The sequence below is a fragment of the Lentilactobacillus kefiri genome (genome assembly GCF_009739535.1).
GTDB classification, from domain to species: domain Bacteria; phylum Bacillota; class Bacilli; order Lactobacillales; family Lactobacillaceae; genus Lentilactobacillus; species Lentilactobacillus kefiri.
Genome location: NZ_CP029971.1, coordinates 742,863 through 758,378 on the forward strand (window position 1 = coordinate 742,863; position 15,516 = coordinate 758,378).

11 protein-coding genes and 2 rRNA genes are annotated in these 15,516 nt (G+C 43.7%); 7 read left to right on the top strand and 6 right to left on the bottom strand.

Annotation, left to right across the window (positions count from 1 at the left end; genetic code table 11):
* Nucleotides 1–10 precede the first annotated feature (10 nt).
* Complete coding sequence (locus DNL43_RS03815) at nucleotides 11–958, bottom strand: aspartate carbamoyltransferase catalytic subunit (RefSeq protein ID WP_054769541.1); 948 nt, start codon at nucleotides 956–958, stop codon at nucleotides 11–13.
* A gap of 321 nt (nucleotides 959–1,279) precedes the next feature.
* On the opposite strand from DNL43_RS03815, the gene DNL43_RS03820 reads away from it, so the two are divergent.
* The 4 genes from DNL43_RS03820 (at nucleotide 1,280) to DNL43_RS03835 (ending at nucleotide 7,652) form a co-directional block, all read left to right on the top strand.
* Entirely contained in the window at nucleotides 1,280–2,551 is a 1,272-nt protein-coding gene (locus DNL43_RS03820; RefSeq protein ID WP_054769919.1) for an ISL3 family transposase, read from the top strand.
* 446 nt (nucleotides 2,552–2,997) lie between these two features.
* Nucleotides 2,998–4,056 (top strand): carbamoyl phosphate synthase small subunit, encoded by a 1,059-nt coding sequence (locus DNL43_RS03825; protein ID WP_054769849.1) that lies wholly within the window; start codon nucleotides 2,998–3,000, stop codon nucleotides 4,054–4,056.
* Nucleotides 4,056–7,121, top strand: a complete 3,066-nt coding sequence (carB, locus tag DNL43_RS03830) for a carbamoyl-phosphate synthase large subunit (protein ID WP_056982411.1) — start codon at nucleotides 4,056–4,058, stop codon at nucleotides 7,119–7,121. Before DNL43_RS03825 ends, carB begins: the two co-directional genes overlap by 1 nt.
* 180 nt (nucleotides 7,122–7,301) lie before the next feature.
* Nucleotides 7,302–7,652: a hypothetical protein gene (locus tag DNL43_RS03835; RefSeq protein ID WP_054769848.1), complete on the top strand. Its 351-nt coding sequence runs from the start codon at nucleotides 7,302–7,304 to the stop codon at nucleotides 7,650–7,652.
* Nucleotides 7,653–7,702: 50 nt separating this feature from the next.
* On the opposite strand, the gene lepB is transcribed toward DNL43_RS03835, so the two are convergent.
* On the bottom strand, nucleotides 7,703–8,296 hold the full coding sequence (lepB, locus tag DNL43_RS03840) for a signal peptidase I (RefSeq protein WP_054769847.1): 594 nt from the start codon (nucleotides 8,294–8,296) through the stop codon (nucleotides 7,703–7,705).
* A 162-nt stretch (nucleotides 8,297–8,458) separates the two neighbouring features.
* Between lepB and mazE the strand changes: the two genes are divergently transcribed.
* Nucleotides 8,459–8,701, top strand: a complete 243-nt coding sequence (gene mazE, locus DNL43_RS03845) for a type II toxin-antitoxin system PemI/MazE family antitoxin (protein ID WP_054769846.1) — start codon at nucleotides 8,459–8,461, stop codon at nucleotides 8,699–8,701.
* On the top strand, nucleotides 8,694–9,062 hold the full coding sequence (locus DNL43_RS03850; protein WP_054769845.1) for a type II toxin-antitoxin system PemK/MazF family toxin: 369 nt from the start codon (nucleotides 8,694–8,696) through the stop codon (nucleotides 9,060–9,062). The genes mazE and DNL43_RS03850 overlap by 8 nt, the downstream gene beginning before the upstream one ends.
* Before the next feature lie 296 nt (nucleotides 9,063–9,358).
* Here the strand turns inward: DNL43_RS03850 and DNL43_RS03855 are convergent, their stop codons facing one another.
* Entirely contained in the window at nucleotides 9,359–9,682 is a 324-nt protein-coding gene (locus tag DNL43_RS03855; protein WP_054769850.1) for a hypothetical protein, read from the bottom strand.
* A 130-nt stretch (nucleotides 9,683–9,812) separates the two neighbouring features.
* On the opposite strand from DNL43_RS03855, the gene DNL43_RS03860 reads away from it, so the two are divergent.
* Nucleotides 9,813–10,781 carry an IS30 family transposase gene (locus tag DNL43_RS03860; RefSeq protein ID WP_054769923.1) on the top strand — a complete coding sequence of 323 codons (969 nt, stop codon included), beginning with the start codon at nucleotides 9,813–9,815 and terminating at the stop codon, nucleotides 10,779–10,781.
* Between the two features lie 28 nt (nucleotides 10,782–10,809).
* Here the strand turns inward: DNL43_RS03860 and DNL43_RS03865 are convergent, their stop codons facing one another.
* From DNL43_RS03865 to DNL43_RS03875, 3 genes are all read right to left on the bottom strand, one after another.
* Entirely contained in the window at nucleotides 10,810–12,108 is a 1,299-nt protein-coding gene (locus tag DNL43_RS03865) for a cation:dicarboxylate symporter family transporter (RefSeq protein ID WP_056982506.1), read from the bottom strand.
* Between the two features lie 89 nt (nucleotides 12,109–12,197).
* A 5S ribosomal RNA gene (rrf, locus tag DNL43_RS03870) occupies nucleotides 12,198–12,314 on the bottom strand.
* A 78-nt stretch (nucleotides 12,315–12,392) separates the two neighbouring features.
* Nucleotides 12,393–15,313 (bottom strand): 23S ribosomal RNA (locus DNL43_RS03875).
* Nucleotides 15,314–15,516 lie beyond the last annotated feature (203 nt).

Sequence of the window (15,516 nt, forward strand, 5' to 3'; positions counted from 1 at the left end):
CTCCTCGCTATTAATATTCTTCCTTAATAAGGTCGCGGTTACGAAGCATGCTGGTCATGAGTGCCATACGGATAAATACACCGTTATGCATTTGTTGGAAGATTCGTGATTTGTCGCATTCAACCAATTCATCAGCAATTTCAACACCGCGGTTAACAGGAGCTGGATGCATAATGATTGAGCGTTGTGGCATTCTTGATTCACGTTCTGCAGTTAAACCATATTGTTCATGGTACTTTTCAGCAGAGAAGGCGCCGTTCTCGTCGTCAGCAATTCGTTCGTGTTGAACTCGTAAGAACATCATAACGTCCATATTTTCTACCAAATCGTCGATTGGCATCCATTCACCATATTTGGCAAATTCTTTGGTGTACCACTTCTTTGGTCCGCCGAAGTATACGTGAGCGCCAAGCATGGTCAAAACTTCCATGTTGGAACGGGCAACTCGTGAGTGGGTCAAGTCACCAACGATGGCAACTTTCAATCCTTCAAAATGACCAAACTCTTCATATATAGTCATCATGTCAAGTAATGATTGTGATGGATGTTGACCTGAACCGTCACCACCATTGGCAATTCCAACGTGGATGTTTGGATCAGCGATTAAGTCTTTGTAGTATTCGTTCTTTCGATCACGGATGGCAACCAAGTCAACGCCGATAGCTTGGAATGTCTTAACTGTGTCACTCATTGATTCGCCTTTGCTTAATGAGCTGTTTGAAGGATCAAAGTTGACAACTTGAAGTCCTAATTTACGTTCTGCCATTTCAAAGCTGGTATGAGTTCGTGTACTGCTTTCAAAGAAAAGGTTGGCAGCGTATACTGGCCGCTTCAATTCAATTTGCTTTCCGGCCTTGAAATCCTGTGCTTCATGGATGAATGATAAAACATCGTCGGTTGAAAGGTCTTCCATACTTACAACATTTTCAAAACTTACCGGTTTAGTAATCTGCATCATTGTGATTTCCTCCTAAAATTAAAAGCGCCTTGCCGTGTTCGCAAAGCGCTCGTTATGTGTAGGAAACCACATTTCAGACGTTTTGCTCTCACGGGAACAGTTAAATCGTCAATAAGAATCTAGATATGTAACAAAAAACCTCTTTACCGCGTTCGGTAAAGAGGTTTTAGTGGCTCTACAATATCTGTTGTTGGTAATAGATTTTTATCTATTACTGATGACAGATTTTTTGTTTTTCATTAGAATAAAAAAGCGGACATTTCCTGTCCGTTCATCAAAACCAACAACCACGAAGATTTTAGAGAAAGAAGGAAATGCCCTATGTCAAATGATACTACGAAAATGTTGTTAGGAATAGATGATAAACACTTAAAAATTGAGAATGGCAAAATAGGTGATGATGGGGTGATCCGATTAAACGGGTCGCTGAACTATTCCCCCAAGGCTTGCCGCAACTGTGGGGTTATTAATGATCACCAGATCATTGGCTATGGTTGGCGAAGGACCACCATTAGATTCGCTAAAACATTGGGCAGCACGGTTATCCTATGCCTCAATCGGCGAAACTTTCACTGTAAGGCTTGTCATACCAACTTCCTGGCGCAGACGAGTGCAGTGCCGAAGCACTGCACGATTTCAAATACAACCCGGAAACAATGTTTAGAGAAGTTAACGGAACCAGTGAGCCTCAAACACATTGCCAATGAATTGTCCACTTCGGATTCATTCGTTGGTCGGCAGCTCTTACGGGCTGAACGGGACTTTAAAACCAACTGGCACTACTTACCCAAAGTTCTCCTCATGGACGAAGTTAAAAGCACTAAGAGTGCCACCGACGCGATGAGCTTTGAATTTATGGACGCCGAAACCCACGAATTAATTGACCTATTGCCCTTTAGAACCATCTATCAGCTTCAAAAGTATTTCCAGCATTATGACCAAGCCGCACGAGAAAATGTGAAAATTATCGTCACCGATATGAACTATACCTATCCCAAATTGGTTGGGCAGATCTTCCCGAACGCCATCGTTGTTATTGATCCTTTTCACTTAGTTAACGCTTTAAACCGGGCTTTTAACAAGACGCGAGTGCGTCTCATGAAAACCCTGGCCACTTCCTCGCGCCAGTATCACGCCTTGAAACGCTATTGGAAACTATTATTAACGCCGGCCAATCACCTTAACTACGAGGCTTTCCGCAAGTGGACAAACTTCCCTTATCCGGCAACTGCCACGGATGTGGTTGATGCTTTACTGGACATTGATCCCGAGCTCAAGCAAACTTACGACGTGATGAATTGGTTACGTGAAACCATCAAAAACCGCGACTGGCCCAACTATAATCAAGCCTTTCACCACCTGCAGGGGTGCTCGGAAGAGATGTTGGCAGCCCTCCAAACCTTGGCGGCTCATCATGATGAAATTGGCAACACTTTCACCCACCACTACACCAACGGGCCCTTAGAAGGTTCAAACAACAAGATTAAAGTCATTAAGCGCACTGGATTTGGTTACCGAAACTTCTTCAGATTCCGGCTAAGAGTGCTGTTCGCTTTTCGAGTTCATACAAAAAGAGCCCTAATCACCAAGTGATTAGAACTCCAATATTTTGTTCACCAACAACAGTTGACGAAGAACCGTTTTAGTTTGCCTTGAGTATTCCTCAAGATTCGCCATACCTTCTTAACCTCACGGGGTTAATGTTAAAGGTTCTGTTTGATTACTTAGAATCATATTCTATTTTGAGAGAAAAAACAAGTCTATTTGCAAAATTATTTTTTTAAAATGATTATTTATCCAGAAGTTCGAATATATTTTTAAGAAACGAATAACTTATCTATAAGGACGGCATTTCCAGCATTTTAATATGAATTAATAAATATACATATTGTATTTTATTTGTACATATTTATCCGAATATCAGCAAATACTGCATATTTTTGCTTGACATTTCCCCAAAATACTTCTATCTTAATTAATCAAAAGCGTTAACTGCAAATGTCACGTCGTTGTGTAGGAAAATTTGAGGAGGTTCGGACATGAAAAAATATCTAACTCTGGAAAACGGAGATGTCTTCGTTGGTGAAGCTTGCGGAGACTTGGGCGCCGAGATTGACGGTGAACTTGTCTTTACCACCAGCATGACCGGTTATCAGGAAACGTTGACCGATCCGTCGTACAAAGATCAAATCATCAGCTTCACTTATCCATTAATCGGCAACTATGGTATCTCATTGGAAACCAGCCAATCAGACACTGTTCAAGCCGCAGCGGTCATCGTTAAAGAAATGACTGATCAAGTATTTCACTATCAAAGCGTTATCAGCCTCGATGCGTTTTTAAAGCAATCAAAGGTTCCAGCAATCAGCGGGATTGACACCCGACAGTTAACCAAAATTATTCGCCGCTATGGCACAATGAAAGCCAGCCTGACTAATCAACCAGTCACTAAACAAACAGAAGAAGATCGCCAGGCATCGATCATTAAATCAGCTACATTGTCCGCAGGCGACGCCAAAAATGCTGAACACGTTGTGGTTGTTGACTTTGGTGTTAAAGACAACATCGTTAAGTCACTGCAGCGTCCCGGAATTGACGTAACAGTTGTTACTCCCGAATCAACATTTGAAGATATTGCCAACCTACATCCAACCGGAATTCTATTATCCAACGGACCTGGCGATCCAACGGATTATTCCGACTTCCTGCCAGTTATTCAAAAGCTCCAAGATAACTTCCCACTATTCGGGATTTGCTTGGGACATCAGCTTCTTGCCTTGGCAAACGGTGCTAAAACTTACAAGATGACATTTGGTCATCGTGGAATTAATCATCCAGTTAAAAATGTGATTACCGGTGACATTTACATCACTTCCCAAAATCATGGCTATGCGGTTGATGTCGACTCGGTTGATGATACACCATTGGAAGTCACCGCTCTTGAAGTCAATGACAAAACATGTGAAGGCCTCCGTTATCCAGGCCGCCCGGTATTCTCCGTTCAATATCACCCTGAAGCAGCACCGGGACCACACGATGCGAATAAGCTGTTTGACAAATTTATCGATATGATGCACGTAAACGGAGGGGTTCACTAATGCCAAAAAGAGAAGATATTAAAAAAGTATTGATCATCGGCTCAGGTCCAATTGTCATTGGCCAAGCCGCAGAATTTGATTATGCCGGCAGCCAAGCGTGCTTAAGTCTTCGTGAAGAAGGATACTCGGTTATCTTGGTGAACTCGAACCCTGCCACAATCATGACAGATGACGAAATTGCTGATAAAGTCTATCTGGAACCATTAACCGTTCCAAGCTTGAAGAAAATTATCAAGAAAGAACATCCAGATGCAATCCTACCAACTTTGGGTGGCCAAACTGGTTTGAACCTCGCCGTTGAACTCAGTAAAGACGGCATCCTTGATGAACTTGGTGTTGAATTGCTGGGTACCAGCCTCCAAACCATCAACGAAGCCGAAGACCGTGAAAAGTTCAAGGACTTGATGCAGGAATTACACCAACCAATTCCTGATTCAAAGACCGTCTACGATCTCCAAGATGGCTTGGACTTCGCTCATCAAATTGACTATCCGGTTATCATTCGTCCTGCCTACACTTTAGGTGGAACCGGTGGTGGAATTGCCCACAATGACGATGAAATGAAGACCATCTTGAACCGTGGCTTAACAATGTCACCTTCAAACGAATGTTTAGTTGAAAAGAGTATCGCCGGATTTAAAGAAATTGAATTTGAAGTTATGCGTGATCATCATGGCAGTTCAATCATCGTCACTGGTATGGAAAACTTCGATCCGGTTGGTGTTCACACTGGTGATTCAATCGTCTTTGCCCCAACTCAAACTTTAACTGATAAAGAATATCAACGTCTACGTGACGCATCATTAACGATTGTTAATGCCCTTAAAATTGAGGGTGGCTGCAATGTTCAATTGGCCCAAGATCCAAACAGTGAAAAGTACTTCGTTATCGAAGTCAACCCACGTGTCAGCCGTTCATCAGCTTTGGCATCAAAAGCAACCGGCTACCCAATCGCCAAAATTGCTGCCAAAATTTCAGTGGGCTTAAACCTTGATGAAATCATCAACCCAATAACGCAAACCACGTTTGCAATGTTTGAACCTGCCTTAGACTACGTGGTTGCTAAGATTCCACGCTTTGCCTTCGACAAATTCACAAACGCAGATCGCAAACTGGGAACCCAAATGAAAGCAACCGGAGAAGTCATGGCAATCGGCAGTACCATTGAAGAATCACTGCTTAAGGCCGTTCAATCTTTGGAACTTGATCAACAAGCGCAAACTGACCTGATTCCGACTTATACACGAAAAATGTCAATGGGTGACCTGTTGGAAAAGATTAAGACACCAACAGATTACCGTTTGTTTGAAATTTTTGCCGCAATCGGTAAAGGTGCCACAATCCAACAAATTAACCGTTCCACTAAAATTGATATGTACTTCTTATCTAAATTAGAAAACATCATCAAGATGCAGCAACAGCTGACCGACGGATTACTCAGTGCCGACATGGTATTGAAAGCTCGTAAATTAGGCTTCAACAACACCATGATCAAAGCAATTCATCACGCAACCGACGACCAACTGGTCAAGTTGGATTCAATGGAAGATCAACATTTGGTCTACAAAATGGTTGATACATGTGCTGCTGAGTTTGAAAGTACAACGCCTTACTACTATAGTACTGTTGGAAATGAGAACGAAAGTAAACCAATTGGCAACAGCATCGTCGTTATTGGTGCCGGCCCAATTCGAATCGGCCAAGGTGTGGAATTTGATTACGCCACTGTTCACTGTGTGAAAGCCATTCAAGCAGCTGGTTACAATGCCATTATTATTAATAACAACCCTGAAACGGTTTCAACCGACTTCTCAATTTCAGACAAGCTCTACTTCGAACCATTAACCATCGATAGTGTCATGAACATTATCAACTTGGAACAACCAATCGGCGTGATCGTTGAGTTCGGTGGTCAAACTGCCATCAACCTCACTGAAGATTTGACTAAACACGGTGTTTCAATCCTCGGTACTTCGCTTCATGGAATCGAACAAACCGAAGACCGTCACCAATTCGAACAACTATTAATTGATCAAAACATTGCTCATCCAAAAGGTAACACCGCAACCAATGCCCCAGAAGCATTGGAAATTGCCAACAAGCTTGGTTATCCAGTATTGGTACGTCCAAGCTTTGTCCTCGGTGGTAAAGGAATGGCCGTTGTCCATAACGATGACGAGTTAAACGAATATCTCATCCCCGCCCTCAAAAACAGCCACGGTGAACCAATCCTGATTGACCAATATATTCCCGGCACTGAATGTGAAGTTGATATCCTTAGTGATGGTAACGAAGTATTCGTACCCGGCATTATGGAACATCTCGAAGGCTCTGGTATTCACTCCGGTGATTCAATTGCCATGTATCCACCACAGACTTTGACAGATGATCAAAAGCAAAAAATTGTTGAGATTGCCACTAAAATCGGTAAGCAGGTCCACGCTGTCGGTATGATGAATATTCAATTCATTGTTGCTGATGAAGTGTACGTCATCGAAGTGAACCCACGGGCATCAAGAACCGTGCCGTTCATGAGTAAGATCGTCAAGCTGCATTTGGCACAGTTGGCAACCCAACTGATTCTTGGCAAATCACTCGATGAACTTGGTCTGAAGCCTGGTCTGCATCCAGAACCAGCCAAGGTTTACGTGAAAGCTCCAGTCTTCTCATTTGCCAAATTACCAGGTGCCCCAACTGCCTTGAGTCCAGAAATGAAGTCAACCGGTGAAGACATCGGTTCTGGAAACAATTTGCAGGAAGCCTTACACAATGCATTATTTGACAGTTACCACATCGATACCAATAACGTGAGTGGCGATGCGCTGCTTTCAGAGTTTGACGCTAAGAATACCAGCCTAGTCGACCAGCTTAAGGGTAGTGGATTTGGTATTAAAACTTACCATCAAGGTATGGAATGGCCAGACAACCTTGCTTTTGTCCTAAGTTCCGAAGATGAAACAACTGATCAAAAAGAACTCGTTGCCAATGCACTGAGTCACCAAATTCCAGTGTTTACCGCACAGGATACAGTGATGGGTGTGTTTCAACCACAACTGATTAAATAAATTCGTTTAGAAATGACAAGCACCCTTGGAGTAGACTTCTCCAAGGGTGCTTGTTTGCTAACTTTCTGATTTCAGTCAGCAAAATTAATTCATAAGCGAATCACTTGCCCTCCCCAGCCAAACGCGGTTCAATGATCGTGGATCAAAGATAACCGTTACTGATTTAGGGGAGGTAATGACATGTTAGACGTTATCAAATCATTGGATCGATTAACTTGGAACACACAGCACCACTTTACTCACATCGAGGCCCAACACGACTTCATCCGGGCATGGGCCATTCAGTTCGAGCTGGGTTACACCGATGTCCGTGTTGTTCAAATGGCTTTGCAGTTGGATGGTAAACATCATGACTTGCTACAGAAATTCACTGCAGCCTATGAAAAAGTATACGATTATGAATATGCGTTCGTTGCCGGCGGCTTGGAAGGCTTTAACGAAAAGTATGGCGATAAAATTGAAGATTACCGTGCAGCAGCGGATGAATTCCTGGGTTTAATTGATCAAGTCCGCGCCTTGAATGGAAAATAAGTAAAGCAAAACAAAAACGTCTTGTCAGAAAAATCTGGCAGGACGTTTTATTATCCATAATTATTAATCTCACTACGATTTGAATCCCATGGGAACGTGTACACCACGCCTTCCATATGCGATTTCGGCACAAAGCCCCAGTAGCGGCTATCATAGGAAATGTTTCGGTTGTCCCCCATCACAAAATACTGGCCTTTTGGAACAACGGCGGTTTGCCTGCCCCTGTTCCACTTTGAGGAGAGCATCGATAGGTTAAACCCATTATCATTAACATTACTCAATGTACCGGTGGCCTGCTGTTGACGGGAAATGAACGGCTGCTTGATATATTGACCGTTCACATACAAATGACCCGTCTTGGTATAAGTGATCCTGTCACCGGGAATTCCAATAACTCGCTTTACAAATTCTGTCTTCGGGTTGGTATCCGGCGCTAATTTATACGCGTTGAACACAACCACCGACAGACGCTTAATCGGCTTTGTTTTTAAAATCACCACATGCTCGTTGTTCTGTAAGTTGGGCATCATCGAGTCCCCATCAACTCGAACTGGGGAAATAATGTAGGTCTTAAGGAACAGTGCCAGTCCCAGCCCAATCACAATTGGCAGGATCCAGCTGAAGATACTTTTGATAATTTTCATCTTTTCCTCCTATTGTATGTACTTAACATGGTTATAAGTGTATGCCTCCCAGTCCAAGCTTTCAACTTACAAAACACAATATGTCGTTCTAACTTATCGATATAAACCTCTTGAATTTGAATGTAATTACATACATAATTACGTGTAGAAAGGGTGATAATAATGACTGTAAAAACACGGCGTCAAGGCAATTCGATTATGGTGACTATTCCTGCTTCGTTTAAGGTAGGGGAAAACGTTGAGTTTGAACCAATCAAGGATGAAAATGGCGTGATCAGTTTGCTACCAGTACGACACAACATTTATAGTGCAGACTCGAACTACGATCTTCGAAAAGCAATGGAAGAAGAAAACATTGGGGACAATGGCACACCGGTTGGACGAGAGGATATTGGGAATGACTAAAGACATCCCGCAGCAAGGAGATCTTATCTGGATTGATAGTGAACCGCACGCCAGCCATGAATATGGTGGTCATAATCCAGATTCCAGTAATACTTTTAGACCGTTACTGGTTGTGAGTGATAAAGCATATAATCAACGGACCGGTATGATTGTCGGCTTTTCAATTACCCATACAACTAAAATTAAGGCACCCTTTCAGATTACACTTTCTTCGCATAAGATAGAAGGCCATGTTATTTTAACCGGTCTTTTGGGTTATGACTACATCACCAGATCCGGCAAGATTGTTGATCATGTCAATGCGGCAGAATTAGCACAAGCTTTGGCTGCTATTAAAGATATTTTTGGCTTTTTTGATTAATGTCCTAAGGCAATTCATTTCACTGAGTTGAATTAAATCACAGGCGAGCGCCAACCACTTCAATGTAGTTAGCGTTTTTTATTGTCACACAATTACCTAAACAATCAGTGGATATTCACAGGTAAAGTTAGTTTTACATAGCTATGACACTAATTACTAAAGACAAGCGGTTTTAACCGTGTCCCTAAATTGTTTAAAATTAAACGATTTGAGGACATAATTAAAACAATATTCTGAAAGGTTTGGAGTGAAAACAAAAGCCTCGAAGCACTGTGCTTCGAGGTTCATATTGATGGTTAATATCTAATTGGCTTCTTCATCCAAAATTGAATAGTGTTCACAAACTTCCACTTATCATGCCCAACTTTCATGTAGTATGTGATAATGGGTGTTTTATGTCCATGTCGAAAAATCAGCTTCCGGTAATTGTACTTTGTCTTCAGATAATATCGTTGCGGATTCTTATAGCGCATCACCATAGTTCTTGAGTGCTTCGTGTACTTGTACTCAACATGCTTGGTATCTTTGAACAAGTCCTGGCGATCGCCCTCAAACTCACCCCAGTTCACAGAATTGTACTTGAGTACCTTTTGCTTAGAGGCATATCCGAGAGAATTCATATCAAGATGCTTCCAGTTAGTGTTGGCGGAAGCTTCTATGGGTCCCTGTTTGTAAAATTAAGTTAGAAATTTAAAAAGCCATTTGTGATAGACTTTTGAGTGTTGAAATCAAAAGAAAGGCTGATCACAAATGACCTATACTCATCTTACCATAGACGAACTCACTACAATTTATTCCTTTTGGAAGCTCAATAAAAAGGCTTACCGAGTAGCACCAGCACTCCACCGGAGTGCTGAAACCGTTTATCGCATCTATCGTTTTCTTGACGCTGGCGGTACGCTTATTGATTACCAACAACATTATCGACGGCACAAACAACATTGTGGGCGTAAGCCCATTCAACTAGCCCCTGATGAACTGGTTTATATCCAAGCCAAAATTCAAGCGGGGTGGCAACCAGATACAATTATTAATCGCCACGAACGTTCTTTTAGCTGCGGCGTACGAACCCTATATCGCATTTTCAAACATGATGCTTTTGGCTTGTTCGCCAAAGATTTACCCATGCATGGTCAGCGTCACCCTAATGGGTACGTTGAACGACGAGGAAAAGCTGGGCAATTGGGCAGAGATTTAAAAACCCGTTATCAGGACTATCCTAATTTTAAACGAGAATTCGGTCATTTAGAAGGCGACACGGTTCAAGGCAAAAACCATCAGGGTGCCGTAACCACACTGGTTGAACGGCAGACCAAGGTCGCAATTGTTTTGAATTCACATACCAAGTCATCACAAAACGTCAATCGTAGTTTAGCAGCCTGGTTGACGAAGCTGCCACGCCACTTGTTTAAGTCCATCACGTTTGATAATGGTAAGGAGTTCGCCGGTTGGCGAACGATTGCTAACCAGTTTGATTTAAATATTTACTTTGCCGCTGTAGGAGCACCCAATCAACGTGGGTTGAATGAAAACACCAACAACTTACTTCGTAAGGATGGGTTGCACCATGATCTCATCATGGACCAGCTATCAGATGAATTTGTCCAGGCTGTTGCTAGTCGACGGAACCATATTCCCAGAAAAAGTCTCAATTATCAAACACCACTTGAGGCATTCGTAAATCAAATCACTGATGAGCAGCTAAAATTTCTAACTTAATTTGACATTTGAAGTGTTTTAAAATACCCTATTCAGCATTTTCTGTCGCTGGATGTTTCTTAAAAGAAGCAATGTATTTCTTCGACTTCGCTTCGTCAAATTCTTTTTCAGATTTACCAATAACAACGGTTGCCAATGAATTTCCGACAACGTTCACGGCCGTTCGTCCCATATCGACAATTCGATCAATGCCGGCAATAAAGGTCAGACCGGTAACTGGAACGCCAATGGTAGAGATGGTAGCCAGTAAGACAACAAATGAGGCCCCTGGGACGCCCGCCATTCCCTTTGAAGTAATCATTAGGACAACTAGTAGGGTAATTTGTTGACCGATGGAGAGGTTAATGTGATAAGCCTGAGCGAGGAACAATGCAGCAATGGATTGATAGATTGCCGAACCATCCAGATTAAATGTGTAACCAGTTGGAATAACAAACGAAACAATTCCCTGACTGGTACCAAATTTATCCATCTTTTCAATCATCTTGGGCAGTACTGCTTCAGAGCTGGCAGTTGAGAATGCCAAGATAATTTCGTCTTTAATCACTAAGAGCAAATCAAATATGCTGAAGCCAAAGATTTTAGCAACGATCCCCATAATAACCAAGATGAAGGCTGCCATGGTTACATAGGCAATCGCAACAAAGTACCCGAGCGGTACCAATGCACCAATTCCCATTTCTGCCAAGGCAACTCCGATTAACGCACAAACCCCAATTGGAGCTGCATGCATAACCCAGTTAGTGACTTTAAACATCACTTCAGCAACAGCATTTAAACCATCGATCAAGATTTTTCCTTTTTCTCCAATGGCAGCAATACCTAACCCGAAAAAGACAGTGAAAAAAATGACCGGCATCATATCGCCATTTGCTAAAGATTTAAAGATGTTGATTGGAATAATTCCAATCAGTGTTCCCCAGATACCGGTATGTTGGGCAGTCTTAGCTGTTGCCATGTACTGACTAATATCTGAACCATGAAGAGAGTGAATATCAATCAGTGTTCCTGGATGAAGGACGTTGGCAACAATCATTCCCAGAGCAATCGCGACCGTCGTCATCAGCTCAAAATAGATGATGGTCTTTAGACCAACCCGACCCAGTTTTTTAATGTCACCCATACTGGCAATTCCAACTGTTAAACATGAAACGACAATTGGTAACACAATCATTTGAATCAAGTTGATAAACATGGTTCCAATATTCTGCATGACCGTTATTGCAGCGTTGTTTTTATAAAAGATAACGCCAAAAAAGACACCCAGTATCAAACCAATCACAATCTGCCAGCCTAAGCTTAGCCGGTAGGATCTGTATCGCTTCATAATTTCACCCGTATTTCTTTAAAATATGTACTATTTTAATATAAAACAAAAGCCTTCAATAGTAAATACCATTGAAGACTTTCTAGTTTGCGCGGCAACGTCCTACCCTCGCAGGGGGCGATCCCCCAACTACTCTCGGCGTGCAGAAGCTTAACTTCTGTGTTCGGCATGGGAACAGGTGTATCCTTCTGGCTATCGCCACCACACTATTTAATTCCTGAAAGAACTTCGTTCCCTCAAAACTAGCTAATATTAATTTTCTGTACCTTGAACACCATTTCTACTTGGTTAAGTCCTCGACCGATTAGTATTGGTCCGCTCCGTACATCACTGCACTTCCACTTCCAACCTATCTACCTGATCATCTTTCAGGGGTCTTACTTCCATATAGGAATGGGAAATCTCATCTTGAGGTGAGTTTCACACTTAGATGCTTTCAGCGTTTATCTCATCCATACGTAGCTACCCAGCGATGCGCCTGGCGGCGCAACTGGTACACCAGCGGTATGTCCATCCCGGTCCTCTCGTACTAAGGACAGCTCCTCTCAAATTTCCTACGCCCGCGACGGATAGGGACCGAACTGTCTCACGACGTTCTGAACCCAGCTCGCGTACCGCTTTAATGGGCGAACAGCCCAACCCTTGGGACCGACTACAGCCCCAGGATGCGATGAGCCGACATCGAGGTGCCAAACCTCCCCGTCGATGTGGACTCTTGGGGGAGATAAGCCTGTTATCCCCAGGGTAGCTTTTATCCGTTGAGCGATGGCCCTTCCATACGGTACCACCGGATCACTAAGCCCGACTTTCGTCCCTGCTCGACCTGTCTGTCTCGCAGTCAAGCTCCCTTCTGCCTTTACACTCGTTGAATGATTTCCAACCATTCTGAGGGAACCTTTGGGCGCCTCCGTTACTGTTTGGGAGGCGACCGCCCCAGTCAAACTGCCTACCTGACACTGTCTCCCGCCACGCTAAGTGGCGCGGGTTAGAGTGTTCACACAGCGAGGGTAGTATCCCACCAACGCCTCTGCCGAAACTAGCGTTCCGGCCTCAATGGCTCCTACCTATCCTGTACAAGCTGTGTCAACACCCAATATCAAGCTACAGTAAAGCTCCATGGGGTCTTTCCGTCCTGTCGCGGGTAACCTGCTTCTTCACAGGTATCTTAATTTCACCGAGTCTCTTGTTGAGACAGTGCCCAGATCGTTACGCCTTTCGTGCGGGTCGGAACTTACCCGACAAGGAATTTCGCTACCTTAGGACCGTTATAGTTACGGCCGCCGTTTACTGGGGCTTCATTTCTGGGCTTCGCCGAAGCTAACTCATCCACTTAACCTTCCAGCACCGGGCAGGCGTCAGCCCCTATACGTCATCTTACGATTTTGCAGAAACCTGTGTTTTTGATAAACAGTCGCCTGGGCCTTTTCACTGCGGCTGTGCTTGCGCACAGCACCCCTTCTCCCGAAGTTACGGGGTCATTTTGCCGAGTTCCTTAACAAGAGTTCACTCGCTCACCTGAGGATTCTCTCCTCGACTACCTGTGTCGGTTTGCGGTACGGGTAGTTGATTACTCACTAGAAGCTTTTCTCGGCAGTGTGACGTTGGTTGCTTCCCTACTTAAATTTCGGTCCTCATCACCACTTGTCAACCCGCCAAAAAGCATTTAACTCTTTGACTGACTTGTGGCTTAAACATCCGTTTCCAGCTGGATGCACAACTTAGCCTCCTGCGTCCCTCCATCGCTCAAACATAATCAACTAGTACAGGAATCTCAACCTGTTATCCATCGCCTACGCCTTTCGGCCTCGGCTTAGGTCCCGACTAACCCTGGGAGGACGAGCCTTCCCCAGGAAACCTTAGTCATTCGGTGAATCAGATTCTCACTGATTTTTCGCTACTCATACCGGCATTCTCACTTCTAAGCGCTCCACCAGTCCTTACGGTCTGGCTTCATTGCCCTTAGAACGCTCTCCTATCACTTGACCTAATGGTCAAGTCCACAGTCTCGGTAATATGCTTAGCCCCGGTAAATTTTCGGCGCGGAATCACTCGACTAGTGAGCTATTACGCACTCTTTAAATGGTGGCTGCTTCTGAGCCAACATCCTAGTTGTCTATGCAACTCCACATCCTTTTCCACTTAGCATGTATTTAGGGACCTTAACTGGTGGTCTGGGCTGTTCCCCTTTTGACGATGGATCTTATCACTCACCGTCTGACTCCCGGATAAAAATCAATGGTATTCGGAGTTTATCTGAATTTAGTAACCCATGACGGGCCCCTCGTCCAAACAGTGGCTCTACCTCCATGATTCTACGTCCGAGGCTAGCCCTAAAGCTATTTCGGAGAGAACCAGCTATCTCCAAGTTCGTTTGGAATTTCACCGCTACCCACACCTCATCCCAGCACTTTTCAACGTACACGGGTTCGGGCCTCCAGCGCGTTTTACCGCACCTTCACCCTGGACATGGGTAGATCACCTGGTTTCGGGTCTACAGCAACATACTTAAACGCCCATTTCAGACTCGCTTTCGCTGCGGCTCCGGCTTTTAAACCTTAACCTTGCATGTTACCGTAACTCGCCGGTTCATTCTACAAGAGGCACGCTATCACCCATTAACGGGCTCTAACTGCTTGTAGGCACATGGTTTCAGGAACTATTTCACTCCCCTTCCGGGGTGCTTTTCACCTTTCCCTCACGGTACTGGTACACTATCGGTCACTAGAGAGTATTTAGCCTTGGGAGATGGTCCTCCCGGATTCCGACGACGTTTCACGTGTGTCGCCGTACTCAGGATCCTGAACTGAGGGTCATTGATTTCACCTACGGGGCTATCACCCTGTTTCGCCAACCTTCCCAGATTGTTCGATTATCAACAACTTTGGTAACTCAAATGTTCAGTCCTACAACCCCAACGAGCAAGCTCGTTGGTTTGGGCTGTTCCCCGTTCGCTCGCCGCTACTTAGGGAATCGAAATTTCTTTCTGCTCCTGTGGGTACTGAGATGTTTCAGTTCCCCACGTCTACCTCTATATCGCTATGAATTCACGATATAGTAACAGCTGATTAAAGCTGCTGGGTTTCCCCATTCGGAAATCTCCGGATCAAAGCTTACGTACAGCTCCCCGAAGCATATCGGTGTTAGTCCCGTCCTTCATCGGCTTCTAGTGCCAAGGCATCCACCATGCGCCCTTTTTAACTTAACCTGTACATCACTACGTGATGCAAAGTTAATTGAGTATTTGCGATTTTTTCTAGTTAACAAACTCAAAATAACGCGGTATTCTCGGTTGAAATTATATTAAATACAATTTCAAAAAAATTATTACAGAAAATTAATATTATCTAGTTTTCAAAGAACGAATTGAGAGTAGACCTCTCAAAACTAAACAAAACTTTCGACAATGTG

Excerpts from the sequence above, each read along its gene's own strand:
- mazE (WP_054769846.1), top strand. The coding sequence starts at position 8,459 with ATGACTGTAAAAACACGGCGTCAAGGCAATTCGATTATGGTGACTATT.
- DNL43_RS03825 (WP_054769849.1), top strand. The coding sequence starts at position 2,998 with ATGAAAAAATATCTAACTCTGGAAAACGGAGATGTCTTCGTTGGTGAA.
- DNL43_RS03855 (WP_054769850.1), bottom strand. The coding sequence starts at position 9,682 with ATGAATTCTCTCGGATATGCCTCTAAGCAAAAGGTACTCAAGTACAAT.
- DNL43_RS03835 (WP_054769848.1), top strand. The coding sequence starts at position 7,302 with ATGTTAGACGTTATCAAATCATTGGATCGATTAACTTGGAACACACAG.
- DNL43_RS03850 (WP_054769845.1), top strand. The coding sequence starts at position 8,694 with ATGACTAAAGACATCCCGCAGCAAGGAGATCTTATCTGGATTGATAGT.
- DNL43_RS03820 (WP_054769919.1), top strand. The coding sequence starts at position 1,280 with ATGTCAAATGATACTACGAAAATGTTGTTAGGAATAGATGATAAACAC.
- carB (WP_056982411.1), top strand. The coding sequence starts at position 4,056 with ATGCCAAAAAGAGAAGATATTAAAAAAGTATTGATCATCGGCTCAGGT.
- DNL43_RS03815 (WP_054769541.1), bottom strand. The coding sequence starts at position 958 with ATGATGCAGATTACTAAACCGGTAAGTTTTGAAAATGTTGTAAGTATG.
- lepB (WP_054769847.1), bottom strand. The coding sequence starts at position 8,296 with ATGAAAATTATCAAAAGTATCTTCAGCTGGATCCTGCCAATTGTGATT.
- DNL43_RS03860 (WP_054769923.1), top strand. The coding sequence starts at position 9,813 with ATGACCTATACTCATCTTACCATAGACGAACTCACTACAATTTATTCC.
- DNL43_RS03865 (WP_056982506.1), bottom strand. The coding sequence starts at position 12,108 with ATGAAGCGATACAGATCCTACCGGCTAAGCTTAGGCTGGCAGATTGTG.